The sequence below is a fragment of the Hymenobacter sp. J193 genome (assembly GCF_024700075.1).
GTDB lineage: Bacteria > Bacteroidota > Bacteroidia > Cytophagales > Hymenobacteraceae > Hymenobacter.
The window spans coordinates 4,306,692-4,332,853 of record NZ_JAJONE010000001.1; the positions used below are offsets into that span (position 1 = coordinate 4,306,692).

The following is a 26,162-nucleotide window of genomic DNA, read 5'->3' on the forward strand; positions in this document are numbered from 1 at the left end:
GGAAGCCACCCTTTTTCAGCTACGAGCTAAAAGCGCACTTACTGTACTACCACGCGGCTTACCTGCGTAGCTTCGGGCGTAACTACCTGCACCAGGTAGAGGCCGGGGCGCAGGCCGGTGGCATCTACGGTCAGGTCCTGGCCGGTGGCCAGCGGTTTGGTCAGCGTCAGGACTTCGCGGCCGGTAGCATCACGCAGGGTGATGGTGGCGGTCCGGGCTTTCGACTGAGTTAGCTTCAGGCTGAAAGAACCGTGGGCGGGGTTGGGGTACACCTGCAGGCCTTGCTGCTGAAGCTTGCCGCCGCGGGTGCCCGTTACCACGAAGTCGCACAGGGCTACTTTGGTGCTCTGGCCGGCCATACGAGCGGCAAACTCCTGGTAATACTGGTTGGTAATGAGGTTGTCGTGAATGACAAGCGTGTTTTCGTCGTTGCCGTTGGCGGCCGAGTTGCTCCAGTTGTGCGAGCCAGTCCAGGTGGTGGGGTCAGAGTCGGGGGCGCCGGCATCAACCAGCACGTACTTGTGGTGAAAGATGCCTTCCTGGGTTTGAGAGTATACCTGAGCCCGGTCGCCGAGCAAGGCGGTAAGTGCCGCAAACTGGTCGGGGCCGTCGGTTTTGTTGTCAACCAGCACTTCGGTGCAGTCCTTAATGCCTTTGGTTTCCACCCGCTCGCGGATAGCGTTTACCAGGTCGGAGCGCGTGATGAGCATCGTGCCCACGTGCAGGTCGTGGTCGGCGGTGCCGATGGTTTCGAGCAGGCGCGTGTTCACGTTGTCGGAAGGGCTGAAGTACTGCTCCACCTGCCGGCCGCCAATCAGGAAGTGGTGGGGCGTGTTGTCCTGCTTGTCGGGCCCGAACTTGCCGGCGCCCGGCTTGTCGGTGCTGGAACCGAACATTTCCTCGAACTCAATCTGGTAGGTGCGGGCCAAGGTCTGGTCCTGCACAATCACGGCTGAGTTGGGGTCGGTATTCATCTGGCCGCCCGTCAGGTTCATCGAGCCCGTCCACACAATGGCCTTGTTGGGGTTTTCATCCTCCGCATCGAAGATCAGGAACTTGTTGTGCATGATGTTGCGGGCCGTATTGCGGCCCAGCTTGCCAATGCCGGCATCGAGCAGCGGAATACCCACGGGCGGCACACCGGATTCGGTATTGTACACCACGCGCACGCGCACGCCCCGGGCGTGCGCCGCGTTCAGCGCCTCCGGAATGCTCTTGATACCGGTGGTGTTAAAGCTATAAGCGGCCATATCGATGGTTTTGCGGGCCCGCTCAATGTACTTGATGAGCGTGTCGTCGTTGGCAAAGCTCAGCATCTGAGCGGCGTTGCCGGGCAAGGCCTTGGTCACATCCACCGAGCGGTTGAAGTAGACTTTGATGTCGCCGGTAGAGTTTGAAACCGTAGCCATGGGCACGATGCCGGAGGTAGTGGTGCCTACTGCGTTGGTGGAGGAAACCCGCACGTAGTAGATGCGGCCGGCTTCCAGCCCGGTGAGGGCAGTGCTGTGCGAGGTGGTAGCCGTGGTGGTTTCTACCTGCTTGCCCAGGGTTGGGGTGAGGCCGTACTCCACCTTCGTGGTGCCGGGGTTTTCGGTGCTGAATACTACCGTGAAGCCGGTTTTCGTCAGGTTAGTCGACATTGGCTGGGCCGTAAGGTTGGGCGTGCCGCCCAGCCGGAAGTCGGCGTAGAGACGTGGCAGCAGCTGGTAGCCGCCCGAGCCCGTCGACGTAAACTGGCTCATGATGCCGATTATGTCGAACTGGCCGGCTGGGGCGGGCTTGCCCACGATGCCGGTAACGCCGGTAGAGGCATTGTTGGTGCGGAACGCCAGGCTGTTTTGGCCATTGAGGCGGTAGTTGGTGTTGCCGCCAAAGGTGGCGAAGGCCGCGCCCGTCGACGTCTGTACGCTGCTGTTGCCATCAATGCGCACCAGCCGCGACTCGTAGGCCTCGGCAAAAACCGTGGAAGCTTGGGCGGCCGAAACCGTCACGGGCGTTACGGTTTTGCCCGAAGCCAGCTTTTCTACCGATGTTACGGGGTCCATTTCCAGCAGGCCGTTGTAGTCCTTCAGCGTGCCGGTAATTTCGATACTGTCGCCGGGCACCAGGTTGTTGAAGCCCGCCGCCGAAGCAGAGTACGCGGCCAGTCCGGCTTCTTTGTCCTGCAGGTAGCGGATGACGCCCAGCTCCGGACCGTTGGTGACGATGCCGCGCACCGTCACGGTTTTGCCGGCGCCGCCCGCGCGGGCTTCAGCAATGGTAATCACGCTCTGAGCCAGCAGGGGCTGCGAAGCCAGCCCGCCGCACAGCAGCGCCAGAAAAGTAAATTTTTTCATGAAAAGAGAAAAAGGAACGCAGAAAGACCAAGCCAGAAAAACAGGCTTCAAATATCCATACTTTCTCCCAGACTACGGTCAGGGTGAATAGCTTACCGTGTGAAGAATTTGTTATATTCCTTCGCAGGCAGATGCAGGGCAATATTCGCCTGTAGCTATGGAAAGCCCTACGCTGCTTCTGCACAATGCAAATGACAGGAGCAGCCACCCTTAGCAAACAAGCTGGCGGGCCTACAGAATATTCACTTCGGGGTGCAGCTCCACGCCAAACTTTTCGCGCACGGAGGCAATGATTTCAAACGCCAGGTCGCGGATGTCTTCCCCCTGCGCCCCACCGTGGTTTACCAGCACCAGCGCCTGTCGGTCGTGCACGCCGTGGGCGCCCAGGCGCCGGCCCTTCCAGCCGCACTGCTCAATCAGCCAGGCGGCGGGTACCTTCACGCCGCCTGGCACGGCGTAACCGGGCAGGTCGGCGTATTGCGCCTTCAGCTCGTCGTACTTCTGCTGGGAAAGCTCGGGGTTTTTGAAAAACGAGCCGGCATTGCCGATCTGCGTGGGGTCGGGGAGCTTGGAGCGGCGGATGCTCACCACGGCCTCGCTCACCTCGCGCGGGGTAGGCTCAGGGCCGATGCCCATATCGTCGAGGGTGGTGCGGATAGCCCCGTAGCTGACGTTGGCTTGGTGGCGGCGGCGCAGGCGCAGGACCACGCCCGTCACGATAAACCGGTTTTTCAGCGGCCCCTTAAATACGGATTCGCGGTAGCCAAAGCCGCACTCGGCGTGCGTGAACGTGCGCAACTGCCCGGAGGTAATTTCCACGGCTTCGAGGTGATCGAAGGTGTCTTTCAGCTCAGCGCCGTAAGCCCCGATGTTCTGCAGGGGCGCGGCTCCCACCGTGCCCGGAATCAGCGACAGGTTTTCGATGCCGCTGAGCTCCTGCTCCAGGGTGTATTGCACCAGACCGTGCCAGCTTTCCCCGGCTCCGGCCCGCACCAGCGCCGTTTCCTCGTCCTGCTGCACGATATCGAGCCCGCCGATTTCGTTTTTGAGCACCACGCCGTCGAAGTCCCGGGTGAAGAGCAGGTTGGAGCCGCCGCCCAACACCAGCTTCTGGGCCTGCTGCACCTCGGGCAGGGCCAGCAGCGCCCGCAGCTCCTCCACCGACCGGAACCGGGCCAGCCACCGGGCCTTTACCTCCAGGCCAAAGGTGTTGTAAGGGCGCAGGGAAACGTTGGGTTCAAGGGCGGGGGCCGGCGTCATAAGGCAATACAATGGATGGCTAAGAGGGCAAAGGTAGCCGGTTGGGTGCGAAGGTGCGGCCAAGCAAAAGGCTGCCCTCGTGAGCAGCCTTTTGGCGGAAGGAAATTCCCGAAGTCTCGGTAGCTACCGCACCCGGTAGCCGCGCAAGGCGTAGTAGAGCAGGTAGGCGTAGCACAAAGCCGGCAGCACGAAAGCCACCCGCAGGCCGCCGCCGTGCGTAGCCACTAGACCCATCAGGGGCGGAATGATGGCCCCGCCCACAATGGCCATGATCAGGTAGGATGAACCCTGCTTGGTGAAGCGCCCCAGCCCGGTAATAGCCAACGGAAATACCACCGGCCAGATGATGGAGTTGCACAAGCCACACAGCACCACCAGCCACAAAGCCGTTTCGCCGTGGTTGAAGAGGGAGAGCAGCACGAACAGCGTACCAGCCGCGCACACGCCGGCCAGCAGCTTGCGGGCATTGAAACGGCTCAATAGCGGAATGCCAATAATGCGGCCCACCATCAGCCCGAACCAGTAGGAGGCCACCAGCACGGCCCCCACGGCTTTGGTGAAGCCCCCGGTGGTATCGATGGGCTCGGGCGCCTGGCCAAACAAGGCTACGGCCCAATTGGTAGCCAAGCTCAGACCCCGCACCAGCTCCTGGGTAAAGCCGCTCAATTGGCTGATGCCCTGGGCCTCGCCGTAGCGAATGATAAACGAGCCGATGCCTACTTCCACGCCTACGTAAGTGAAAATGGCCACCACACCCAGCAGCAGGTGGCGGAAGTCAAGGGCCGAGCGGCGGCCGGTTTCGGCGGCGGCCTGGGCCGCTTGGGCTTCCTCATCGGCCGGAATGCTTTCGATTTCGGGCAGGCGTACCAGGAAAAACAGCGCGGCCAGCACGGCCAGGAAAAGCGCCAGCCCCAGATACAGCGGTTTTATAAGCGTGGCTTCCTGGGTAAGGCGCTGCTCCAGCGGCAGCTGCGCCAGCCGGGCTTTTAGCAGAGCCGAGCCCCCAAACAAAATCAGACCACCAATGAGAGGCGAGATAGTGCCGCCCAGCCCGTTGGCTACGCCCACGATGCTCACCCGGCTGGCCGCAGTGCGGGCCGGCCCCAGCACCGAAACGTAGGGGTTGGCCGCTACCTGCAGGAGCGTGACGCCGGCCCCGAGCAGCCCCAAGGCCAGCAGAAACAGCCCGAAGGCGCGGGAGTTGGCGGCCGGCACGAACAGCAGCGCCCCCAGCGCCATCACCAGCAAACCCAGCACAATACCCCGCTTGAAGCCCAGCTTCTCCAGCACCCGGCCCGCCGGCAACGACATCAGAAAGTAGGCCCCAAAAAAAGCCGACTGCACGGCCGTGGACTGGAAGTCGGTGAGCTGGCACACGTCCTTAAGGTAGGGCATGAGCACATCGTTGAAGTTGGTGACGGCCCCGAACAGGAAGAACAGCGTGGTCATCAGCACCATCGGGCCGACGTAGGACCGGGCTGGCGCGTGGGCAGAGGCGGAAGCAGCAGACGTAACGGGAGCAGGAGCGGCCATGCAGGAGCAGAATTGTAGGTAAAATATCCGCCTGCGGGCAGGCTAAGCAATGCTACGGAGTTTTTGGGAGAAGTCGGCCCTAGCTAGCCAGTTTCCAGCCCCGGCTTTCCAAGTACCAAGTACAAGTTCGGCAGAAGCCTGTTTCCTCATCTATAGGGTTGCGACCTTCGGCATCGCGCATAAAGCAGGTGCGCGTGGCGCAATGCGGAAGCCCTTCTGTATGGCCGATTTCGTGCAGAACTACTTTGTAAAATTGCGTGCTCAAGTCGCGCCGCTTCAATCGGAAGCTGGATATCACGCAGGCACGGCCCGGACAGTAGCCGAGGCCTATAATACCCCAGTCGTGTACGCCATTTTTGGTGGTGCTGATATCGAGTTGCGTAAGGCCAATGACAACGGTATCGGGTTGGTGCCGGCTGACGAGGAAGCGCAGCAATAAATCGGCACGGTAGCGGTGCCGTGGGGCGTAGTAGGCCTGTTTTGGCAATGCAACCGGCTGCCGCTGAAGAACCCGCGGATATAGTCGCCGAACCTGCTGGGAAACAGAATCCGTGAGACGCGCAGAGAAACCTCGAAAAGGTTGAATAACCAATACTGGTTGAGAACCTGGCAATAGTCCACAGCTACCAAGGACTAGTAAAGAAAGACTTAGCAGTAATATATGGCGCATAACCTTTGGCTGCGCCGATGGCGTCAGTATTGGCAAGGTCAGCAGTATAGAGTCAAGTTACAAAGCTGCTGCACACACAGAGCAAGCAATTCTTACCATCGATATCTGCAAACGGCTGCCATTCGGTGCGCTACTTTCCCGACCTTTGCGGCTTCTCCCGCTTTCTTGTGCTTGCAGCTTATGGCCGATAACCGCCGCTCCGCCCCGTTCTTTATGACTGCCACCACCCAGTTTGGGCTGGAAGAAGTGCTGGCCCAGGAGCTGCGTCACCTGGGCGCTAAGATTGAGAAAGTAGGCACCCGGGCCGTCGAGTTTACCGGCAACAAGCAGCTGCTCTACGAAGCCTGCCTGTGGTGCCGCACCGCCATGCGCATCCTGCGGCCCTTCGCCGACTTCTATGCCCGCGACGAAAAAGCCTTGTACCGCGAAGTAAGCCGCATTAGCTGGCAGGACTACCTCCAGCCCGACCAGACCTTCGCCATCACGGCCGTCGTGAATAAGTCGTCGTTTGAGCACTCCCTGTATGTGGCCCAGCTCACCAAGGATGCCATTGTGGACCAGTTCCGCAACCGCCTCGGGCACCGCCCCAGCGTGGACGTGAAAAACCCCGACATCCGCCTGCACCTGCACATGATTGAAAACGAGGTGGTCCTCAGCCTCGATGCCTCCGGCGAATCCCTGCACAAGCGCGGCTACCGCCAAGGCACCAACGTGGCCCCGCTCAACGAGGCCCTGGCCGCCGGCCTCATCCTGCTCAGCGGCTGGGACGGAAAAAAGCCCTTCATCGACCCTATGTGCGGCTCCGGTACGTTGCTCACCGAGGCCGCCCTCATTGCCCAGCGCATTGCCCCCGGCCTCTACCACCAGGGCAAGTTTGGCTTCGAGAACTGGCCCGACTTCGAAGCGTCCCTCTGGGAATCGGTGCAGATGGATGCGCGCCAGATGCGCCTCGAAGAGCCCCAGGCCTACCTGGCTGGCTCCGATCTAAGCCGGGAGTTTATTGAGCTGGCCCGCGAAAACGTGGCCGCCGCCGACCTCGAAGACTTTATCCGGCTGGGCGTACGCGACGTGAAGGAAGCCAAAGCTCCCGCTAAGGAAGAGTCGGGTATTGTGATGATGAACCCGCCCTACGGGGAGCGGATAGGGGAGGAGGCGGAAATGGAAGCCCTCTATAAAACTATTGGCGACACGCTCAAAACCGGCTTCCAGGGCTACGACGCCTACGTGTTTACCGGCAACCTGGAGGCGGCCAAGCGCATCGGCCTGAAAACCTCCCGCCGCACCCCACTCTACAACGGCCCCATCGACTGCCGCCTGCTCAAGTACGAACTGTACCAGGGCACCCGGAAGGTGAAGTAAGCGTCCGTTGATGTACTCCGCTTCGCTACTGTGCTGATGTGGCAACTGTGCTTCATTGTAGGTCCCGAAAACGAAGTAGGGGCGGGGCTTGTCCCCGCCCGTCGTTGCCCGAAACCCAACCCGGCTTACCGGCCCGGCTTCTGCATCAGCTGCCCCAGCAACCCATCCAGCAGGGCCGGGCCTTCGGGGGCGTAGAGGAAGCTGTGGCCGCCGGTGGGGCGGGAGAGGAAGTGCCACTGCCGGGCCACCGACTTCTGCTGCGCGTAGATGGCCGCCACCCGCGGGTAGGCAAACACCGCATCATCTTCGGCGTTCAGGGAGTAAATGGGTGCGCCGCGCCGCAGCTGCTTGAAGTTCAGCGGCCCGAGGGCGCTGACGGGCAGGGCCGCCACCGCAAAGAACCCGGCAAAGCCCCGCGGCGACTGGCACGCAAACCAGAAAGCCCCCGTGCCGCCGTTCGACATGCCACCCAGGTACACCCGGCGGCTGTCCACGTGGTAGCGCTGCTTGACTTGCGCTACCATCGTGTGCACGTTGTCCAGGGCCGCCCGCTGCTCCAGCCACCCGAAGGACTGGCGGCCGAAGGGGTAAAGTACCAGGGCATTTCGGGCAGCGGCGGCGGCAAAGATGGGCTCATGCACTACGTCCGGGTCAGCAACCCGAAACTGGGTGGCGGTGACGATGCCCCCGTGCAGGTACACCAGAAGGTCGGTGGGGCGGCTGGCATCATAGGTGGCGGGCACGTACACCAGGTAGGGCACCTGCACCGTATCTACGGGGGCATAGTACAAGGCAAAACCGGGCTTCGCGGGGGCAAATGCGCCTTTTCGCGCGGGTACCGGCAGAGCCTGGGCGCGGATTTTGTCCTGCCACGCGGCCGCCGCGCGGCGGGCATCCTCAGCGCGGCGGGTGGCGGCTTGCCGCAGGTTGGCCAGGAAGCGGGGCCACTCGGGCCGGCTGTGCAGGCTGCGCAGGTTTTCTGCCTGGGCCATATTATCTACGTCGGGGGCGCTGATGGGCAGGTTGGGCTGCCGGGAAAGCTGCAGCAGCCAGCCTACGGCCTGGGCCTGCCGGCCGGGACACTGGGCGGCGGCGCCGGCTCCGGCATACAGGTCGAACGGGCCGACCTGGGTGCTGTCGGCAAAGGCCAGGGCAAAGGACGTGGTGGCTTCGCAGTAGTTTTGCTGGCCGAGCTGTTGGGCAGCCGTTTCCAGCAGCTGGGCGTAGGTGGGCGCCTGAGCGCGGGCTTGGGGGGCCAGGAGCAGCAGCGCCAGTAGCAGGGTGGCAACGGTTAGAGCACGGGGCATAGGGTAGCAAAAGTAAGTTGACGGGGGCTTAGATGCGGCAGCGACACCCCCGGTTGCCTGGCTTGCCGCCCCACTACCGCCTCACCGCCACCGGAATCGCGCTAACCCACTCTGCCAGTTGGCGAAAGGGTTGCGCAAAAAAGTAAAAGCGCCCTGTAAATAGGCTGGAGTATCGTGCGAGCAGGCAAAAGTGCCGTGTCAATATGGAGAAGTCCTATGTAAGCAGGCGAAAGTGTCGTGTCAGCAGGAAGAAGTGCGCTGCGAGCACCCAAAAGTGACCTGCCAGGCCGCGCAAGCCCCCTGCGAGCCAACCACCGCCAGTAGCCCGTAGTAGTTTCCGAGTCCGCCGGCCCCGGGCACCTGCTTTTCCGGCGGCCATCCGCTAACTTGCCCTTTCCCGCCAACCTCCCCTTACTTACGATGAACAGAACTGCATTGTATCGGCTGCTGCTGGCGGCCCTGCTGCTGCCGCTGTGGGCAGCGGCCCAGGCGCCGGCCATTACCCGCGTGAACCCCACCAGCTGGTTTGTGGGTATGAAAAATCCCAACGTGCAGCTCTTGGTGTACGGTCCCAACGCGGGTACGCTCACCTACACCATCACCTACCCCGGCGTGAAGCTGACCAAGGCCAGCACCGTCGAAAACCCCAACTACGTCTTTCTGGACCTCACCATTGCCGCCACGGCCAAGCCGGGCAAGGTGAGCATCGTGGGCAAGAAAGGCACGCAAACCGTGACGCGCACCTGGGACCTGCTGCCCCGCAACCCGGCCGCTAAGGGGCAGGGCGTGACGCAGGCTGACTTCATCTACCTGGCCATGCCCGACCGTTTTGCCAACGGCGACCCTGGCAACGACAAGGTGGCTACCATGGCCGACCCCAACGCCGACCGCACCAACCCTTTCTACCGCCACGGCGGCGACCTGCAGGGCGCCGCTCAGCGCATCGGCTACCTCAAGGACCTGGGCGTTACGGCCGTGTGGTTCACGCCGGTGCTCGAAAACGACCAACCCCTCACCAACGAAGGCGGCAACATGCGCTCGGCCTACCACGGCTACGGCTTCACCGACCATTACCAGGTTGACCGCCGCCTGGGCGGCAATGCGGCCTACAAAACCTACGTGCAGCAGGCCCACGCCGCCGGCCTGAAGGTGGTGCAGGATGCCGTGTACAACCATGTGGGCATCAACCACTGGTTTGTGCGCGACCTGCCCATGAAAAGCTGGCTGCACCAGTGGCCTGCCTACACCAATACTTCCTATCGCCAGCAGCCCATTACCGACCCGCACTCGGCCTACATCGACCGGAAGGTGACCCTGGATGGCTGGTTTGTGCCCTTCCTGCCCGACCTCAACCAGCAAAACCCCTACGTGGCCAACTTTCTGATCCAGCACGCGCTGTGGTCGGTGGAGACGTTTGGGGTGGATGCCTGGCGCATCGATACCTATATGTACAACGACCAGCCCTTCATGAACCGCTGCAACGCGGCCCTGCTGGCGGAGTACCCGAAGATTCACATCTTCGGGGAGTCGTCGGTGAACAACACCATCGACCAGGCCTACTACGTACGCAACAAAATTGCCTTTCCCTTCAAGTCCAACCAGCCCGGCGGGCTCGACTTTGTGCTGGAAAACGCCATGCTGGCTGGCGTGAAGGAAGTAGGCACGCCCGGCGTTACCGGCTGGGACAACGGCCCGCAACGGGTATACCAGGCCCTGGCCCAGGATGCGGTGTATGTCTCGCCCGAAAAGCTGGTGACGTTCCTCGACAACCACGACCACAACCGCTACCTCTCCGAAGTGGGCGAGGACATCAACCGATTCAAGGTGGGGCTGACGTGGCTGCTGACCATGCGCGGCATTCCCAGCATGTACTACGGCACGGAAATTCTGATGAAGAACTTCAAGGACCCCAGTGATGCCGAGGTGCGCCGCGACTTCCCCGGTGGCTGGCCCGAAGACAAGGAAAACAAATTCACCGCCGCCGGCCGCACCGCCGCCGAAAACGACGCCTTTAACTTCGTGCGCACCCTAGCCACCTACCGCAAAACGCATCCGGCGCTAAGCTCGGGCAAGCTGATGCAGTACCTACCCGAAAACGGCCTCTACGTGTACTTCCGCTACGATACTACCGGCACCGTGATGGTGGCCACCAACACCACCGACAAAGCGGCCAGCCTGCCCACCGCCCGCTTCTCCGAGCGCCTGAGCGGCTTCGGCAAAGCCCGCAACGTGCTGACGGGTGAAGCCCTGAGCGACATCAAAACCCTGCAGCTGCCCGCCAAAACCGCCATGGTGCTGGAATTGCTGAAGTAGAAGCTGTCATTGCGAGCAGTTCGAAACACTCCGTCCTAGATAACGCCAGACGCGTTTTTCTACCAGAAAGCCCTTTCCCGTTGCGTACGGAAAAGGGCTTTTTACTTTAATAAGTTTTGTACGCTTGAAAGAAGTAGCAATTCAAAGCATCAAGCACGGATTGATTTTGCGTAGCAAAGTGGGGAGGAAGTCATAAAGCAGAGGAAATTCATCAGAGAAATAACTCTTCGCTTGTATGGGGTTGAAGGCCAACCGGCCGTACAGGATTTGCCCGCCAAGGTGCACTATTCCCGCCCGCCCGTAGTTATCTTACGTCTTTCACTCCGCCCCGATAAGCCGTATCTTTACTCCATGTTATTTGCCGCCGAACCCCTCGCCCCTACGATAGATTCTGCCCGTCGTGTCCTCAAGCAGTACTACGGCTACGATACCTTCCGGCCCATGCAGGAGGATATCATCCAGCACATTATGGCGGGGCAGGATACGGTGGTGCTTATGCCCACCGGCGGTGGCAAATCGGTGTGCTTTCAGGTGCCGGCCGTGGTACAGGATGGGCTCTGTGTGGTGGTGTCACCCCTCATTGCCCTGATGAAAGACCAGGTGGAAGCCCTGAAAGCCAACGGTATTGCGGCGGCCTACATCAATAGCAGCGTGGGCCAGAGCGAGCAGCAGGCCATTACCGGCGACGCCCTCAACGGCTACCTCAAGCTCCTGTACGTGAGCCCCGAGAAGCTCTTGTCGGAAGGGTTTATGACTTTCATGAAGCGCCTGCGCGTCAGCATGTTCGCCATTGATGAGGCGCACTGCATTTCCAGCTGGGGCCACGACTTCCGGCCCGAGTACACCCAGCTGCGGGTTTTGCGGGAGCAGTTTCCGCAGGTGCCCATCATTGCCCTCACTGCTACCGCCGACCGCCTCACTCAGCGCGACATCCAGGCGCAGCTGCGCTTGCACGAGCCGCGCGTATTTCTTTCCAGCTTCGATAGGCCCAACCTCAATCTGATTGTGCGGCCGGGCCAGGACCGGGTAGGAGGCATTCTGGAGTTTCTGGAGCGCCACCCCGGCGAGGCCGGCATCATCTACTGCCTCTCGCGCAAGCAGTGCGAAACCCTCACCCAGAAAATTCAGGCCAAGGGCGTGAAGGCCGGCTTCTACCACGCCGGCATGACGCCCAACCAGCGCGGCAGCGTGCAGGAAGCTTTTCTGAAGGACGACCTGCAGGTGATTGTGGCTACCATTGCCTTCGGCATGGGCATCGATAAGAGCAACGTGCGCTGGGTGATTCACTACAACCTGCCCAAGAACATTGAGGGCTACTACCAGGAAATCGGGCGGGCCGGGCGCGACGGCAGCCCCGCCACGGCCGTGCTGTTCTACTCCTTCGCCGATGTGATGAGTTTGCGGGATATGCTGTCCAAGGACGACCCCAAGCTTACCCAACTCAACCTTACCAAGCTGGAGCGCATGCAGCAGTTTGCCGAGGCCGCCAGCTGCCGCCGCAAAATCCTGCTCAACTACTTCGGCGAAACCCTGCCCCAGGACTGCGGCAACTGCGACATCTGCCGCAACCCGCCTACCACCTTCGATGGTACTGAGCTGGCCCAGAAGGCACTGTCGGCCGTGGTGCGGGGGCGGGAGCGGATGAGCCTGACCCTCCTGATTGACGTGCTGCGCGGCATGCGCAACCAGGCCGTGCTCAGCGGGGGCTACGACCAGATCAAAACCTACGGCGCCGGCCGCGACCTGCCTTACCTCGACTGGTACAGCTACATCCACCAGATGCTTAACGACGGGCTGCTCTACATTGCCTACGAGGAAGGCTACGCGCTGAAAATAACGGACCTGGGACGGGAAGTACTGCAGGCCCAGCGGCCCGTGTCGATGAAGAAATTCCAGCCCACCGAAAAAGCCGAGAAGCCTGCCAAAGGCCGCAAAGGGGCCGCTGCCAAAGCCGCCGCGCCGGCCGCCACCCGCGAAGCTCAGCTGTTTGAAGCCCTGCGCGCCCTGCGCAAGCGCATTGCCGACGAGCAGGGGGTGCCGCCCTACGTCATCTTCACCGACTCTACGCTGCAGGAAATGGCGGTGGAGCGCCCCGTCAACCGCACGGCTATGCTGGCTATTTCGGGCGTGGGCATGAAGAAGTTTGAAAACTACGGTGAAGCCTTTATTCGGGAAGTGCTGACTCATGGCGGCAACCCCGCCGCTCTGGCCGAACTGGACGACGAGGACGCCGATGCCTTTGAGCTTCAGGAACCCAAAGCTCCCCGTATCCGGCGCCCGAAGGAAGCACCCGCCGCTGCAACTGCTAGCGCTGCTACTACGGACGCGAATAGCACGATGGAAACGACCTTCCAGCTGCACCGCATGGGCCTGAGTGTGGAGGCCATTGCCGAGCGGCGCGGCCTGGCCGTGGGCACTATCCAGACGCACCTGTCCACGCTCTACGGCCGGGGCTACGAGCTGCGCATCGAGGACTTCCTGAAGCCGCAGGAGCTGGCCGAAATCCAGACGGCCCAGGCCCAGCTTGGCAACAGCCCCATGCTGCGCGACCTGTTCGACCACCTGCGCGAGAAGTACGACTACTTCCGCCTCCGCCTGGCCCTCATATACTTCAAGAAGCTGCGCGGGGAGTAAGGCGAGACGGGTGAAATAGTGAACTGGTGAGTTTCCGTTCAGGTGGGCAGGTCTGGCGGTAAGCTCATCCATCGAAGCTGGCGCGTCTAATCGCCGCAGAGTAGATGCCAGTCTCCCAACTGGCGGCCGCACCCGCCGCCGTTCAGCACCCACACCACTACCAAAAAAATAATTACTATATCACATCATAAGAATATACATGCTACGTTATGTAGCAGAATTCCCGCCTAGCTCTCTGAAAGTATGTTGCCGTCGGTTTCCGTTGCGCGGGTTTTGCAGCTCCTGACCGGCGCGGGCGTAGCGGCTTTCACCCTGCTGATGGCGACCAAGGTGTGGCCGTACTTATCCTTCGAGCCGGGTATTCACTTCCTTACCACCAAGTCAGACGCCACGAACGAAAGCGGCTTATTTCGGGCGGGATTCTACGTGCACATCACCAGCAGCCTGTGGGTGCTGGCGGCGGGGCTGGCGCAGTTTTTCCCGCAGTGGTTTCGGGGAAGAGCAGCTTGGCACCGACGCCTGGGCAAGCTCTACGTGGTAACCATTCTGGCCTTGGCGGCGCCCTCGGGGCTGGTACTGGCGGCTTTTGCCAATGGCGGGCTGGTAGCCAAAGTAGGCTTCACGCTGCAGTGCGTAGTATGGTGGCTGAGCACCTGGCAGGCCTACCGCCTGGCCCGGCAGCGCCGCTGGGAAGCCCACACGGAGTGGATGATTCGCTCCTTCGCCGTGACCCTGGCCGCTATGAGTTTGCGCCTCGAAAGCTATGGGCTCTTCTACCTGTTCGGCACCAAGCCCATCGAAACCTACCTCACCGTCACCTGGCTTTCCTGGACGGGCAACTTGGTGCTGGCGGAAGTGCTGGTGCAGGCCGGGCTGGCGCGCCGGCTACTTCGGCAGGCGCGGTTTGTGGCTCCCACTGCCCGGCGGCCGGAGCCAACGGTGCCAGTGGCTTCGTAGTCCGCCCTGGGTCAAAAAGCACTGTATGGGCTCCTAAGCAGTCGGATCAACAGCCGCGCATTAGCCTGATACTCATTTTTAAGAGCAAAACGATGAAGCTGCTTCTGATGCTGGTGGCCCTGTTGGCTGCCGCGGCGGGCTCGCCGCCCCTCAAATCGTCCAAAACTGCCCCGGCCCACGCCCGCAAACCGGCCAGCTCCCAAAGCCTGTTTCGCCAGTTTAACCTGACGCCCCTATGGCATCTGCACGCAAAAAGAGCGGAGGCGCAGGTCATGCTGGGCTGCATGGGCGCGCAGTACCGGCGCCTGGAACTGGTGTACCAAAAGGTGCGGCGCGACGGCAAGAATCCTGCTCTCTACCACGTGGAAGGCAAAAGCCGGGAGCGGGAGCGGATTATGCCCTTCCGCGGCACCATCACCCTTACCACCATCCGTAAAGTCAGCTCGGACGTCAGGGTCCCTGGCTTTAAGGCGCTGGGGCATTATGAGGTTGCGGGCCGGTTCCGGCTCACGGAAAGCCCGGCGGAGGCAGGTGCGGGTGTGTTCACCGGCACGCTGAGCATGGCTTTTTCGCACACGGCCGGGGGCCTGGCTTATATGCCCGCGCAGGAAGAAGAGTTTGGCTTCCGTTCCCGTGGTGAGGGCGCTACCTTCACCAGCCAGTGGACCAGTGCCGCGCACCCAAAGCCAATTAAGATTGTGTGGGCCAGCAACTTTATGGATATTGCCTACACCGTGATGGACCAGTTCTACATCGGCGACCGGGGCATGCACATCAATCCTAAATACGCCCGTGCCGGCTGGAACCGCTACTGGGAAAACGACGAGTGGTGGGCCGAGGCCAAAGAACCCGTTTTGTAGTTTAGCTTACTTTTTACCGCTTCGTCTTATGCAAAAGCTTATCCTGACCTCGGCCCTGCTAGGCTTGCTGGCCTGCCAGCAGCAATCCGCTACCAAGCCCGCTACTGCCGCCACGCATTCTCCTCTAAGCACGCCTCCGGTAGCCGTGCCCGCATCAGCTTCCATCGATTCTGACGCTCCCGCTGACCCCGCCGTGCTGGCCCAGGATGCCCAGCAGTTTCTTGCCCGGTACGATCTGAGCAAGTTTATCCAGATGAATGGCTCTGGCAGCTATGAGTTGATGAACGGGTTTTTTGGTCCCGATAATTACCGCATCCAGTTTGCCATGCTGGAAGTGAAGCCCGACTCGGCCCGGCCCGGCCACTTCTGGGTGAAAGGCAAAAACCGCTTTAAAAAGAGTATCATGCCTTTCGAGGGTGAAATTACTCTCACCGGGCTTCACAATCAGCCATCTTATCTGCCCGCCAACGACGAGAAGCTTAGCGCTGAGATAAAGGCGTCAATTGCGGCCTGGAACAAAAGGGACATGTACTGCGCCACGGGCACTTTTCTCTTGCGCGAAACCTCGCAGGGGCCGGGAGCAGGCACTTTCCAGGGAAAAATGCTGATTGATTTTGAAGTAGATGAAGAAGGCGAACTGAACCTGATTTCCCGTAATAAAGACTACGGCGCCCAAAGTGGCGGAATACTTCTGCAGGGCTTCTGGAGCAGCCGGGATGGCAGTCGGCGCAAGGCCCTCACGCTGGTAGACGATATTTTTGGATTCAACCAGCACATTCTATCCAATTTCACCATCGGGGAGCGGGACCCGGACTTCAACCCGAAATACGCGAAGCTGGGCTGGAATACGTACTGGCAGAACGACGAATGGTGGGCTGAGCCGGGTACCGGTACCAGCTTCAGCGGCCGCCGAGAAAGAGCCGGCAGCAGTTGAGGTAGCCAGCACCGATAGTTTATAAGGTGCCATAAAATTTTTAGCAAAAATTTCAGCTAATTGAATTAGTATTCGCGTAGTGGGGTTCGTATCTTCGTGAGCCGGTACTTGCTTGCTGTTGCGGCGTCTTCCCGGCCCTCCCTGCCCAATGATCAACACGAATCTTAAATTCTGGCGGCGCGAACTGAGCCTGACGCAGGCGCAGATAGCCGAAAAACTTGGCATCAAACGCTCGTTGGTAGGCGCCTACGAAGAAGGCCGCGCCGAGCCCAAGCTCACCACCCTGGTGAACATGGCCCGGCTGTTCGGTATTTCCCTCGATCAGCTGGTAACTACTGACTTCAGCAAAAGAAAAACGCCAAAACGGCCCAGCAGCTGCAGCAGGCCCAGGCTACTACGCTGGCCGAAACGGCTGTCTCCAACCGGCCCGGCGGTAACCTGCGCATTCTGGCCCTCACGGTAGATAAGGAGCAGAACGAGAACATTGAGCTGGTGCCCCAGAAGGCTGCGGCCGGCTACCTCAATGGCTACGCCGACCCCGAATACCTTGAAGAGCTGCCCAAGTTCCGCCTGCCCATGCTGGGCAACACCGGCACTTACCGCGCCTTCGAAATTGCCGGCGACTCGATGCTACCAATAGCCAGCGGCACCGTTATCGTGGGCCGCTACGTGGACGACTGGCTGAGTTTGAAGGATGGCACGCCCTGCATCGTGGTGAGCTCCAAGGAAGGCATCGTGTTCAAGCGCGTGTTCAACCGCCTCAAGGATGGCGCCATGCTGTCCCTGCACTCCGACAACCCCCTGTACTCGCCCTACGAAATTGACGTGGAGGACGTGGTGGAAATCTGGGAAGCCAAAGCCTACATCAGCAGCACCTTCCCCATTGCCGACCTTTCACTGACCCGCCTGGCCAGCATCGTGCTCGACCTGCAGCAGCAGGTAAGCACCATGAAGAAAGCCTAAGGTAACCGGACGTAAAGTTGACATTGCGCGGCGCAGCCAATGCAATCCGGCATGAGCAACGCGCAAAGTCCTGAAATGTGAAAAGCCCTTACCCGCGCACAGCGAGTAAGGGCTTTCTGGTTTTATAATATGTCTGGTTTTGTTCGGGACGGACTGCTTCGCTGCACTCGTAATGACGGGGCTGGTTGCTACGGCGCTAACCTCCCGCCGCCTGCCCGCGTAAGGCTATGCATCACTCTCAACTCCTGACTTCGATGCTTAAGCTTATTCCCGCCACCGACCGCCACCACGCCGCGCCCGTACACTGGCTCAGCAGCCATTTTCTCTTCAGCTTCGCCGATTACTACGACCCCAAGAACATCCACTTCGGGCCCCTGCGCGTGTTCAACGACGACGTGGTTCAGGGCAAATCGGGCTTTCCGCAACACCCGCACTCCGAAATGGAGATTGTGACCCTGGTGCTGGAAGGCGAGCTGTGCCACGCCGACACGATGGGCAACAAGTCCACGATCAAGAAGGGCGAAGTGCAGCGCATGACGGCCGGCACCGGCCTCGCCCACTCCGAGCAGAACGACAAGGACGACGCGGCCCATATCTACCAGCTGTGGTTTCTGCCCAACCAGAAAGGTCTGGCGCCCAGCTACGAGCAGAAGGATATCGACTTTTTGGATTCCAAAAATGAGCTGGTGCCCTTAGTTTCGGGTCAGAAAGTGCTGGAAGACGTGGTGTACATGAACTCCAATTCCACGGTGTACTGGTGCAATCTGGCCGCCGATAAAACAGTCACGTTTAAGACGTTTCCTATTCGCAATACTTTCCTGTACGTGAAGGAAGGCAGCCTCTACATCAACGGGGTAGACGTGGGGCCGAACGACCAAATCCGCTCCACCGACGAAAACGTACTGGAAATACGCGCCTCCAAAGACGCTCAGTTTATCCTGATCGACTTGCCGGCCAGCGAAGCCAACTATTAGGCGTCGCAAGCTCAACCTTTCGGCGGGCTGATAGTTACTCTTATAACTGTCAGCCCGCCGTTCCTTTTATCTTGTATGCTTACTGCCTTTCCAACTCAGCTGGTGCCCGAAGATGAGGCGGCCCGTTTGCGCACGTTGCACCTCTATCAGATTATCAACACCCAGCCGGAGCCGATTTTCGATGCCTACGTCGCCTGGGCGGCCCAGCTGTTCAACACGCCTATTTCGCTGATTTCCTTTGTCGATGACGATTACGTGTCGTTCAAGGCCGTGGCCGGGGCCGAGGGCGTGCCCGGCTTGCCCCGGCAGGAGAGCATGTGCTCGGCGGCCATCCTGCCCGATGTGCCCGTCGTCGTATCCGACTATAAAGCCGAAAGCTGTCAGCTGATCAAGCCCGATGTGGCCCAGGCTATGGGGCTGAGCTTCTATGCCGGCTCGGCCCTGCGGATGCCCAACGGGGCCCGCATTGGCATGATGGCCGTAATTGGCCGCGAGTTCCGTACCGTTTCGGCCGACGAGGAAAGCGTGCTGGTGCGCCTGGCCGACTTAGTTAGCCGCACCGTGGAGCTGCGCTTTCAGTACCTGCAGGCCCAGCTGCCCGCCGAGTGGGAAGACGCCCAGCAGGAACTCACCGAAACCCTTGACGACAACGCTACCCTCACGCGCTACCTCAGCTCCCGCAACCACGGTATCAACCTCGATGACGACGAAGTGCTGGACCTGGTAGTACGCCGCCTGAATGGTGTAGAAAAAGTACTAACCCGCCGCCTGCGCGACGTGCCACAAGCGGCGTAATGTTCCCGATTTAGAACAGAAAAGCCGGCCCATTGGGCCGGCTTTTCTGTGTTATGGAATGAGGGTTTTCCAGATTGCTAAGGGAGTATCAGGAGTTATTTCATTTGCGTAAGCCGGTGAATCCGGGAATATTGCTTCGTGTAAAACTGTTGCTAGGTTGGTTGACTGAAGCGTGCGTCGAAAGGGTAGATTATGCTCATAAGTAGCAGCTACCATACTAAAGCTTAGATAACCAGCCATGCCATCGTACCAGCAGTAAAAGCACATAGGGTAGTATGCTTCGGATTGTTGCACTAGTTGCTTACGCTTCATGTCAACAACCGCCAGCACCCATTCCTCCAGATCAGCTACCGCAAGGCGCTGAATTTCGGCTGGGGGTAGGAACAAGTAAAACAGGTTACCATCCCCTTCCTGTATTACCTCGGCCGAAGTATGTAAAATACAGTCAGCGGCTACTTGAAGCTGAGACTCTAACAGTGGATGCATTACGCTGGCTGACTTGCACTACATCGTGTACTTGCGGCCTTTGTTCTGCTGTTTCAGGTAGGCCATCAGAGGCTGGAAGTATTCGACCATGGCGCGGGCTGAGAGGTCTTCGCCGGTTTTCTCCTTGAGCACCGTGCGCCAGTCTTTGCTGGCGCCGGGGCGCATGATATCGGCCAGGAACGCGCCTACTTCCTTGCTACCGTAGTAGTTGGTGGCGTGCGGGTCCTGCTTGAGGATGTTCTTGCTGATATGGTCGTGGAGCTGGAACAGGATGACGTAGCTCAGGGCGTAGTCGTAGTACTGGGCCGGGTCGTCGTTGATGTGGGTTTTGGTGGCGGGGTCGAGGTACTGCTCGCCGCGGCCTGCCGGCGGGACAATGCCCTGGTACTGCTTGGCCAGCTCCCACCAGCGGGCGTTGAGCTGGTCGGCAGGCAGCTTATCGGCGTAGAAGGAATTTTCCCACTCACTCATCACGCCCGAGGCAAAGGGGATGAACACGGCGTAGTTGAGGGCTTCCTTGAGCAGGGTCTGCGTCTGGTCGGTTTTGGCGTTGGGGTCTACCAAACCCAGCCCGGCCAGGAAGGGCTTTTGAGTGGCAGCCAGCCCCATGAGGGAGCCCATGGCTTCGTGGTAGGCACGGTTGGCTCCGCCCCGCAGTAGCACCGGTACGTCGGGGTTGGTGTAGGTGAGGTAGTAGTAGATGTGGCCGAGCTCGTGGTGGGTGGTTTCGTACCACTCGGTGTTGCCTTCCACGCTCATGAGGCTGCGCACGTCATTTTGCAGGTCCATGTGCCAGGCCGAGGCGTGGTTGTTCTTCTTATAAGCGGCCCCCTTAGGCAGCGGGTAGAGGCTCGACTTCTCATAGAATACCGGCGGCAACGCCGGGAAGCCCAGGCTTTGGTAGAACCGCTCGGCCTGCTGCACCTGCCACTCGGCTCCCTTTTTCGCCAGCACGGGGTCGAGGTTGAGGCCCTTCACGTCTACCATGGCGCTCCAGTCCTGGCCCCAGCGGTTGGGCAGCCAGGAGGCGGGCAGGTAGTCGGGTACTTGCTTTTGCTTGTATTTTTTGGCCAGCTCGTAGCGGGCGTACGTGTGCAGCTCGCGGTAGAGGGGGCGCAGCTCCTCGTTGATTTTGCGCACCAGCGTCATCATTTCCTCCCGGCTCATACCGTAGTCGGAAGCCTGGTAGCTGAAGTAGTCGGGGTAGCCCAGGGCCTGCACGGTTTGGTTGCGCAGGTCGCGCAGGTTCAGTAGGCCGACTTTGAGCGTGGGGCCGATGGCCTTGCTGGCTTCCCAGATCTGCTGGCGCTTGAGCGGGTTGGTTTCCCTGCGCAGCAGTTCGTCCAGGTCATTCGTGGTTACCGACTTGCCCTGGTACTTGTAGTCGAAGCCGTAGAGCTTTTCGGTTTGCTGGGTTTCGGCCTTGATGCGCGCCTTCACCACATCGGCAATGGTCTGGGGCGAGTTGGCGGCGTTGTAGAGGGCCGTTTGCAGCTGCTTCACCTGCAGGTCGCTCAGCTCGGCTTTGTGCTCCAGCAGCTCACGCAGGCGCTGAATGTTCTGCACCGAGCCCGTGAAAGCGGCCATCCGCTCGTTGGCCCGGGCCGTGGCCCCGGCGTTGGCCGTGTCGCCGGCCACAATGTGCGTGTTGGAGCGCCACTCCGCCTCCGCCGACGCGGTGTAGAGGCGCTGATACTCGGCTGAGTAGGATTTCAGAAACGCATCAGCCTGCTGGCTCCAAGTGGGCGCGGCCGGAGTTGCTACGGTTTCGGCGGGTGGGGCAGGGGTGGTGGCTACGGGGGCTTTAGCCGTGGGCGCGCAGGCCGCCAGCAGCGCAGCCGTGAAGATGGGAAGCAGGTTCTTGTTCATGCAGGCAAGGAAAACGAAACAGAAAACGGGTGGACTGCTAAGGTACGTATCCGCAAGATTTTGCCTGGTTCGGCGTTCCATAGTTTCGCTCACCAATGGGTGAGAGCATACAAGCGGTGTGAAGGCATGTAGAAGTGGTATGAAGCCTCGTAGAAACGGTGGGAAGATGCATAGAAGCGGTATGACGACCCGTAGAAACGGTGTGAAGGCATGTAGAAACGGTGGAAAGCCTTGCAGAAGTGGTGTGAACGGGCATAGAAGTGGTAGGAACGAGCGTAGAAGTGGTGCGCATCGGCATAGAAAAACCCTGGCTCATCGAAGAGCCAGGGTTTCTTCTATAAAATACGGGGTCTTTTAGGCGGCCTGCTGCTCCATCAAATGGCACTCCTTGTACTTTTTACCGCTGCCGCAGGGGCATGGGTCGTTGCGACCGAACTTCTTCCGGGAGCGTAGGCGCTTGAGCCACTCCCGCGGGTCGGTGGCCCACTGCAGGAAACGGCTCCTGGGGTTCTGGCGGAAGGCGAGCAGCAGGAGGCCGTAGAGCTCAGGGTGCTCGGCCTGGAGCTTCTCGGGCTTTTCGAAGAAGTACTCCGTCACCACGGCAAAGAACTCCGCCTCATTGGTGCCCGCGTAGTCGTTGATTTCGGAGTTGCCGGCCCGAATGGCGGCTATTTCGCGCGCCATCACGGCTTCCCACTCCGGGCGCAGGGCCGCCGGGAAAGTGAGGGCCGGCACTCCGTCAATCACGCCGTCGGCCTCATCCAGCAGGTGAGCAAACTCATGGATGCCCACATTCTGGCGGTCCAGCGAATCCTTGAAGCCCTGCTCCAGCGAGGACTTGGAAAGGTGCATGTAGTGAGAGGTCTGGAAATTGCGCACCGAGCCCAGCAGCGTACCCGCCAGCGGGGCATGCTCCTTGTTGGGGTCCTGCTTTTCCTGCCAGGCGTCGGGCACCACCAGCACCTCGCTCAGGTTGCCGTACTCCCAGTCGGGAAAGCCAAACACCGGGATAATGGCCGAGGCCGCCACCAGCACCCGCGTCACGTCATCGATATCGGTCTGGATGCCCGTCACGCGCGTCTGGGCCAGAAACACCTGAATGCGTTTCTCGAACCGGGGCTTGTCAGCTTCGGAAAGAGATAGGTAAAAGGCCACCCGCTCGGTGAGGACCTGGCGCCAGGCTTCAGGAAATGCTTCGGCCAGGGCGGCCTCTTTGGTGCGGGCCTCCCGCGTGGCGTAGCGGTAAAACAGGAAAATCACTACCGCCACGAAGGCCGCGAAAATCAGGTATTGCATGGCCGCCCTTAACGGAGGGAATGGTTCTATGGTTGGATGGTTTTTTTTGCTGAACGGCAGTAACAGTTGTCATCCTGAGTGCAGCGAAGGATCTGGGTACTATTCCTCAGATCCTTTGCTGCGCTCAGGATGACAACTGTTATAGATTCTTTTTTCGTTACCGGCGGCGGCGCAACGCCAAGTAGTCGAGGTAGTAGAGCACCTTCACCGAAAGGGAGTTGTTGTGCGGGGTGTTGATGGTGTTGTTGAAGTTGTCGAAGTACTGGGGCGTAGCCTGCTCGGCCAGCAACTCGGTGTTGCCCGCATTTTTCCAGACGATGTTCACCTGCGAGCCGGGCGCAAACCACCAGCTGTACACCGCGTCCACGTTGAAGGCGTTGTAGGTGTTGTCGCGGTTGCGGCGGTAGTCGGCCAGAAATTCCTGCCCGTCTTCTTTCAGCACAGTAAAATCCTGGTAGCGCACGTTGCTGGTGTAGTGGCGCAGGCGCAGGGTAAACGACATGCGGTTGGTGAAGGTGTAGGCGACGGAGGCCACGTTCGTGACGGTGGCCACGTTGCGGCGGCCCAGCAGAATCTGCCCCTGGAAGGGCAAATCCAGGTATTCGTCGGTGCTCAGTCCCCCGTTCACGTAGCCAATCTGGTTGCGCGCCAGATTCCAGTCGAGGCTGTAGCGGAAGGTAAGGTGGTCATTGACGCGGAAGCGTGGGTAGAAACCGGCGCGGTAGCGCAGGCGGCGGGGGCGAGGGCCCGGCAGCCGCTCATCCTGGGCGTAGTAGGTAGCTCCGGCATTCACGCCTACCGACAGCCGTTTCCGCGTGTCGGAGTTCAGGAAACCAATCCAGTCGGTGTTGGCCGGCACCCGCACGTAGTAGTCGCCCAGCGGGAAGGTGCGCGGCTCGAAGAAGTCGTGCGACACGGGCGTGTGCATGAAGTCGTAGCCCACCTGCAGGAAGTTCTTGGTGAAGGTGGTGTTGAAGCCGTTGTAGAAGTACATGTTCTGGAAAAGCGTCGGCCGGTAGAGCAGCTGGTGGCCCACTTCCGAGTAGAAGTTCATGTTGTTTACCTTCCAGAAGGGCTTGAAGATGCGGTAATTGGCGTAGGCGCTCTGGGTGATGTTGTTGTTGCCGAACAGGATGCCCAGGTCGTTGGGGTTGTAGTGGTCCGACTCGATGCGGTGGTTGAAGCCCCAGGTAAAGTTGCCGCTGACCTTGCCCACGCCCACCGTGTACTTGAAGCCGTTCTGGTCGTCGATAGCCTCGTCGGAGCCGAACCGGGTGCCGCGTCGGCGCGAATACACGATGCTGCCATCCACGGCGTAGGAGTTCTTTTTGTTGGCGAAGCGGAACAGCCCGCCCGTTACGTTGGCGTCGTAGGTGCTGCCCCAGCGCGTCACGTTGGTGTTGATGAGCGAGACGTAGGAGTTGTTTTTCAGGCTTTGGTCCAGCACCGCAATGTTATAGTTCGAGAATGGCTGGGTCAGCGCTTCCCGCTCCTCGCCGGTTTCGGTGTTGCGCACCGTGGCGTACACGTCGTTACTAAAGGCATTAAACAGCCCGATGCCCAGGCCCTTACTGGTGCGCCCCGAAATCTTGGTGGCGTTCAGCAGGCGGGTTTCGGCCGGGTTGCGCACGAGTTTCTCGTTATCCGCCAGCCCCACGCCGTAGAACCCGATGGGCGTGGCGCCCACGCGGCGGGAGTAAAACAGGTTGCCTTTGTTGAAAAGCTCCGTGCCTTCGGTGAAGAACTGGCGGTTTTCCTGAAACTGCACCTCGAAGGGCGAGAGGTTCAGCACCTGGTTGTCGCTCTGCACCTGCCCGAAGTCGGGCACCAGCGTGGCGTCCAGCGTGAAGCTTTCGTTGATGCCCCACTTCACATCAGCGCCCCCATTGAAGGAAGTCGTGGTGCGGCGCGTACCCTCGGCGTTCAGCGGGTTGTGGTTCACGTAGCTGGAAATATAGGGCGTGAGCGAGAGGCGAAGCGGAGGCTTCAGGCCCTTCAGCCCGGTCAGCTCGCCCCACTGGTTCACGAAGCCATCCACTTCGTGCTTCACCTCACTCCAGAAAAAATCCTGGCGCAAAGCCTGGCGCCGGCGCATAAACTGCAGGCCCCACTGCTGCACCTCAGCCGTGCTGAAGCGGATGGCGGAGTAGGGAATGCGCATTTCGGCTACCCAGTCGGTGCCGCGCTGGGCAGTGCGGGCGTCCCACACGGCGTTCCAGGCAAAGTCCTCGCCGCTGGCCGGGGAGTAGCGCGCATCGGCCTGCACCCCGCCCGCCGTCACAATAAAGCCGTAGCCGTTCTGCTTGTCGTGGTAGGTGTCGAGGAAGATGCCGAAGAAGTCGGTGTTGGGCAGGTGGTCCCGCTCGCCCAGTTCCCGCTTGATGGAGTCGGGGGCCACGTCGTGCATGATGGTGCCCACGTAGATGGCCGCGTCGTCGTAGAGGATGCGCACCTCGGTGGGGTGCTGCTCGCGGGGGCCGGGCTTGGGCCGGTTCTGAATGAAGTCGGTAGCCACCGGGGCCTGCTGCCACAAGGCTTCATCGAGTATCCCATCCAGCTTGATGGCTTCGCTGATGCGCACGGCCTGCAGCTGGCGCTTGGGTGCGGCGGCCACCGGAGCAGCAGCAGCCGGGGCAGATGGGGAGGTTTGGGCCACGGCCCGGGGTGCCCCGAGCCCCAGCATCGCCAGGGCAAGGAGGAGAATAGTACAGGTTTTCATAGCGCAGAAAGGTTGTGGAGGCAGCGGGTATTGACGAAGAACGAGGGCGGAGGCTGCAGGCCTTGGCAAGCCCGCTAATCAGCTTGTAAGTCTGATCGGGCGTGGAAACTCTCGCTTCGGGAAATGGTTACTTGCGCCGGCGAAAATAAATGTCGCTGCTGATGGATTCGAGCTGAACGAGCGGGCCGTTGCTGCCCAGGTTGCCACGCAACTGGTAACCAATCAATGGGTTGTCCTTGCGGTTGCTGAAGGCCACATCATGGTCGGTATACACTTCACCGGTAATGGTTTTCAGCGCCAGCTCCGCCGAGGAAGCGGCCCAGGTCACGTCCACGAAGCCGCTGATGGACTTGGCCTCGATAGCGCCGGAGAGGCCCTGGATATCGATGTTGCCGCTGATAGTTTTCACGCACAGCGTCACGCCGGGCGGCACGGTAATGTCATATTCCACGTTCAGGCACACGCGGTAAGAGGTATTTTCGTCGGAGCCATCCGTGCCTTTCTTGCTGCTCCCGTAGTTATTACCGAACTGCGTGCCGCCATCCGGGCAGTCCCCGGACTGAGCATTGCGCAACAGGGCCATGTCGAGGTCGGAGTTGAAGCGAACTTCCTCCGCCGATTGGTCCTGTGTGAGCTGCAGCGCCTCGTTCAGCCGGTTCTGGTTGATATCCACGGTGGCTTTCAGGGATATTTTGCCGGCCGCCCCCGCCCGGATGCGGATGTTGGTGGCGTGCTTGAGGTTGAGGAACACCCGCTGGCCCGAGCTAAGGGCTACGGATTTCTCAATGATTTTCTGGGCCTGGGCGGGCTGGCAGAAACCGGCAATCAGGCAAAGCAGGAGAACTAGAAACCGGGACATGCTATTCAGGAGTTGAGGTTGATAGGTTGGGAAGTAGG

20 protein-coding genes are annotated in these 26,162 nt (G+C 60.4%); 10 read left to right on the top strand and 10 right to left on the bottom strand.

Annotated elements, in window-relative coordinates; all coding sequences use genetic code 11:
• Positions 1-38: 38 nt before the first annotated feature.
• From LRS06_RS18790 to LRS06_RS25615, 4 genes are all read right to left on the bottom strand, one after another.
• Positions 39-2,336 (bottom strand): phospholipase D-like domain-containing protein, encoded by a 2,298-nt coding sequence (locus LRS06_RS18790; RefSeq protein WP_257872908.1) that lies wholly within the window; start codon positions 2,334-2,336, stop codon positions 39-41.
• Positions 2,337-2,567: 231 nt separating this feature from the next.
• Positions 2,568-3,596, bottom strand: a complete 1,029-nt coding sequence (gene murB / locus LRS06_RS18795; RefSeq protein ID WP_257872909.1) for a UDP-N-acetylmuramate dehydrogenase — start codon at positions 3,594-3,596, stop codon at positions 2,568-2,570.
• Between the two features lie 123 nt (positions 3,597-3,719).
• Positions 3,720-5,129 (bottom strand): sugar MFS transporter, encoded by a 1,410-nt coding sequence (locus tag LRS06_RS18800; RefSeq protein ID WP_257872910.1) that lies wholly within the window; start codon positions 5,127-5,129, stop codon positions 3,720-3,722.
• 79 nt (positions 5,130-5,208) lie between these two features.
• Positions 5,209-5,799 (bottom strand): hypothetical protein, encoded by a 591-nt coding sequence (locus tag LRS06_RS25615; protein WP_374679434.1) that lies wholly within the window; start codon positions 5,797-5,799, stop codon positions 5,209-5,211.
• Between the two features lie 180 nt (positions 5,800-5,979).
• On the opposite strand from LRS06_RS25615, the gene LRS06_RS18810 reads away from it, so the two are divergent.
• The gene (locus LRS06_RS18810; protein WP_257872912.1) at positions 5,980-7,158 is read left to right on the top strand and encodes a class I SAM-dependent RNA methyltransferase; all 1,179 of its coding nucleotides are present in this window, start codon (positions 5,980-5,982) and stop codon (positions 7,156-7,158) included.
• A gap of 125 nt (positions 7,159-7,283) precedes the next feature.
• Here the strand turns inward: LRS06_RS18810 and LRS06_RS18815 are convergent, their stop codons facing one another.
• Positions 7,284-8,465 carry a hypothetical protein gene (locus LRS06_RS18815; RefSeq protein ID WP_257872913.1) on the bottom strand — a complete coding sequence of 394 codons (1,182 nt, stop codon included), beginning with the start codon at positions 8,463-8,465 and terminating at the stop codon, positions 7,284-7,286.
• Between the two features lie 420 nt (positions 8,466-8,885).
• Between LRS06_RS18815 and LRS06_RS18820 the strand changes: the two genes are divergently transcribed.
• The 9 genes from LRS06_RS18820 to LRS06_RS18860 all read left to right on the top strand — a co-directional run bounded on the left by LRS06_RS18820 (position 8,886) and on the right by LRS06_RS18860 (position 18,895).
• Positions 8,886-10,778 carry an alpha-amylase family glycosyl hydrolase gene (locus LRS06_RS18820; RefSeq protein WP_257872914.1) on the top strand — a complete coding sequence of 631 codons (1,893 nt, stop codon included), beginning with the start codon at positions 8,886-8,888 and terminating at the stop codon, positions 10,776-10,778.
• 351 nt (positions 10,779-11,129) lie between these two features.
• Positions 11,130-13,412, top strand: coding sequence for a DNA helicase RecQ (recQ, locus tag LRS06_RS18825; RefSeq protein ID WP_257872915.1), 2,283 nt, complete (start codon positions 11,130-11,132; stop codon positions 13,410-13,412).
• Positions 13,413-13,685: 273 nt separating this feature from the next.
• Positions 13,686-14,369 carry a DUF2306 domain-containing protein gene (locus LRS06_RS18830; RefSeq protein ID WP_257872916.1) on the top strand — a complete coding sequence of 228 codons (684 nt, stop codon included), beginning with the start codon at positions 13,686-13,688 and terminating at the stop codon, positions 14,367-14,369.
• A gap of 92 nt (positions 14,370-14,461) precedes the next feature.
• Positions 14,462-15,229, top strand: a complete 768-nt coding sequence (locus tag LRS06_RS18835; protein WP_257872917.1) for a hypothetical protein — start codon at positions 14,462-14,464, stop codon at positions 15,227-15,229.
• 28 nt (positions 15,230-15,257) lie between these two features.
• On the top strand, positions 15,258-16,163 hold the full coding sequence (locus LRS06_RS18840; protein WP_257872918.1) for a hypothetical protein: 906 nt from the start codon (positions 15,258-15,260) through the stop codon (positions 16,161-16,163).
• Positions 16,164-16,311: 148 nt separating this feature from the next.
• Positions 16,312-16,626: a helix-turn-helix transcriptional regulator gene (locus tag LRS06_RS18845; protein ID WP_257872919.1), complete on the top strand. Its 315-nt coding sequence runs from the start codon at positions 16,312-16,314 to the stop codon at positions 16,624-16,626.
• A gap of 29 nt (positions 16,627-16,655) precedes the next feature.
• Positions 16,656-17,126 (top strand): S24 family peptidase, encoded by a 471-nt coding sequence (locus LRS06_RS18850; protein WP_257872920.1) that lies wholly within the window; start codon positions 16,656-16,658, stop codon positions 17,124-17,126.
• Between the two features lie 227 nt (positions 17,127-17,353).
• Entirely contained in the window at positions 17,354-18,100 is a 747-nt protein-coding gene (locus LRS06_RS18855) for a pirin-like bicupin family protein (protein WP_257872921.1), read from the top strand.
• A 75-nt stretch (positions 18,101-18,175) separates the two neighbouring features.
• Positions 18,176-18,895, top strand: coding sequence for a GAF domain-containing protein (locus LRS06_RS18860; protein ID WP_257872922.1), 720 nt, complete (start codon positions 18,176-18,178; stop codon positions 18,893-18,895).
• Positions 18,896-18,946: 51 nt separating this feature from the next.
• Here LRS06_RS18860 and LRS06_RS18865 read toward each other — a convergent pair whose 3' ends face one another.
• The 5 genes from LRS06_RS18865 to LRS06_RS18885 form a co-directional block, all read right to left on the bottom strand.
• On the bottom strand, positions 18,947-19,381 hold the full coding sequence (locus tag LRS06_RS18865) for a hypothetical protein (RefSeq protein WP_257872923.1): 435 nt from the start codon (positions 19,379-19,381) through the stop codon (positions 18,947-18,949).
• Between the two features lie 18 nt (positions 19,382-19,399).
• Complete coding sequence (locus LRS06_RS18870) at positions 19,400-21,250, bottom strand: M2 family metallopeptidase (protein WP_257872924.1); 1,851 nt, start codon at positions 21,248-21,250, stop codon at positions 19,400-19,402.
• A gap of 354 nt (positions 21,251-21,604) precedes the next feature.
• Positions 21,605-22,546 carry a zinc-dependent peptidase gene (locus tag LRS06_RS18875; protein ID WP_257872925.1) on the bottom strand — a complete coding sequence of 314 codons (942 nt, stop codon included), beginning with the start codon at positions 22,544-22,546 and terminating at the stop codon, positions 21,605-21,607.
• Between the two features lie 157 nt (positions 22,547-22,703).
• A complete protein-coding gene (locus LRS06_RS18880) occupies positions 22,704-25,265 on the bottom strand; it encodes a carbohydrate binding family 9 domain-containing protein (RefSeq protein WP_257872926.1) in 2,562 nt (853 codons plus the stop codon).
• 127 nt (positions 25,266-25,392) lie between these two features.
• Complete coding sequence (locus LRS06_RS18885; RefSeq protein WP_257872927.1) at positions 25,393-26,124, bottom strand: hypothetical protein; 732 nt, start codon at positions 26,122-26,124, stop codon at positions 25,393-25,395.
• Positions 26,125-26,162 lie beyond the last annotated feature (38 nt).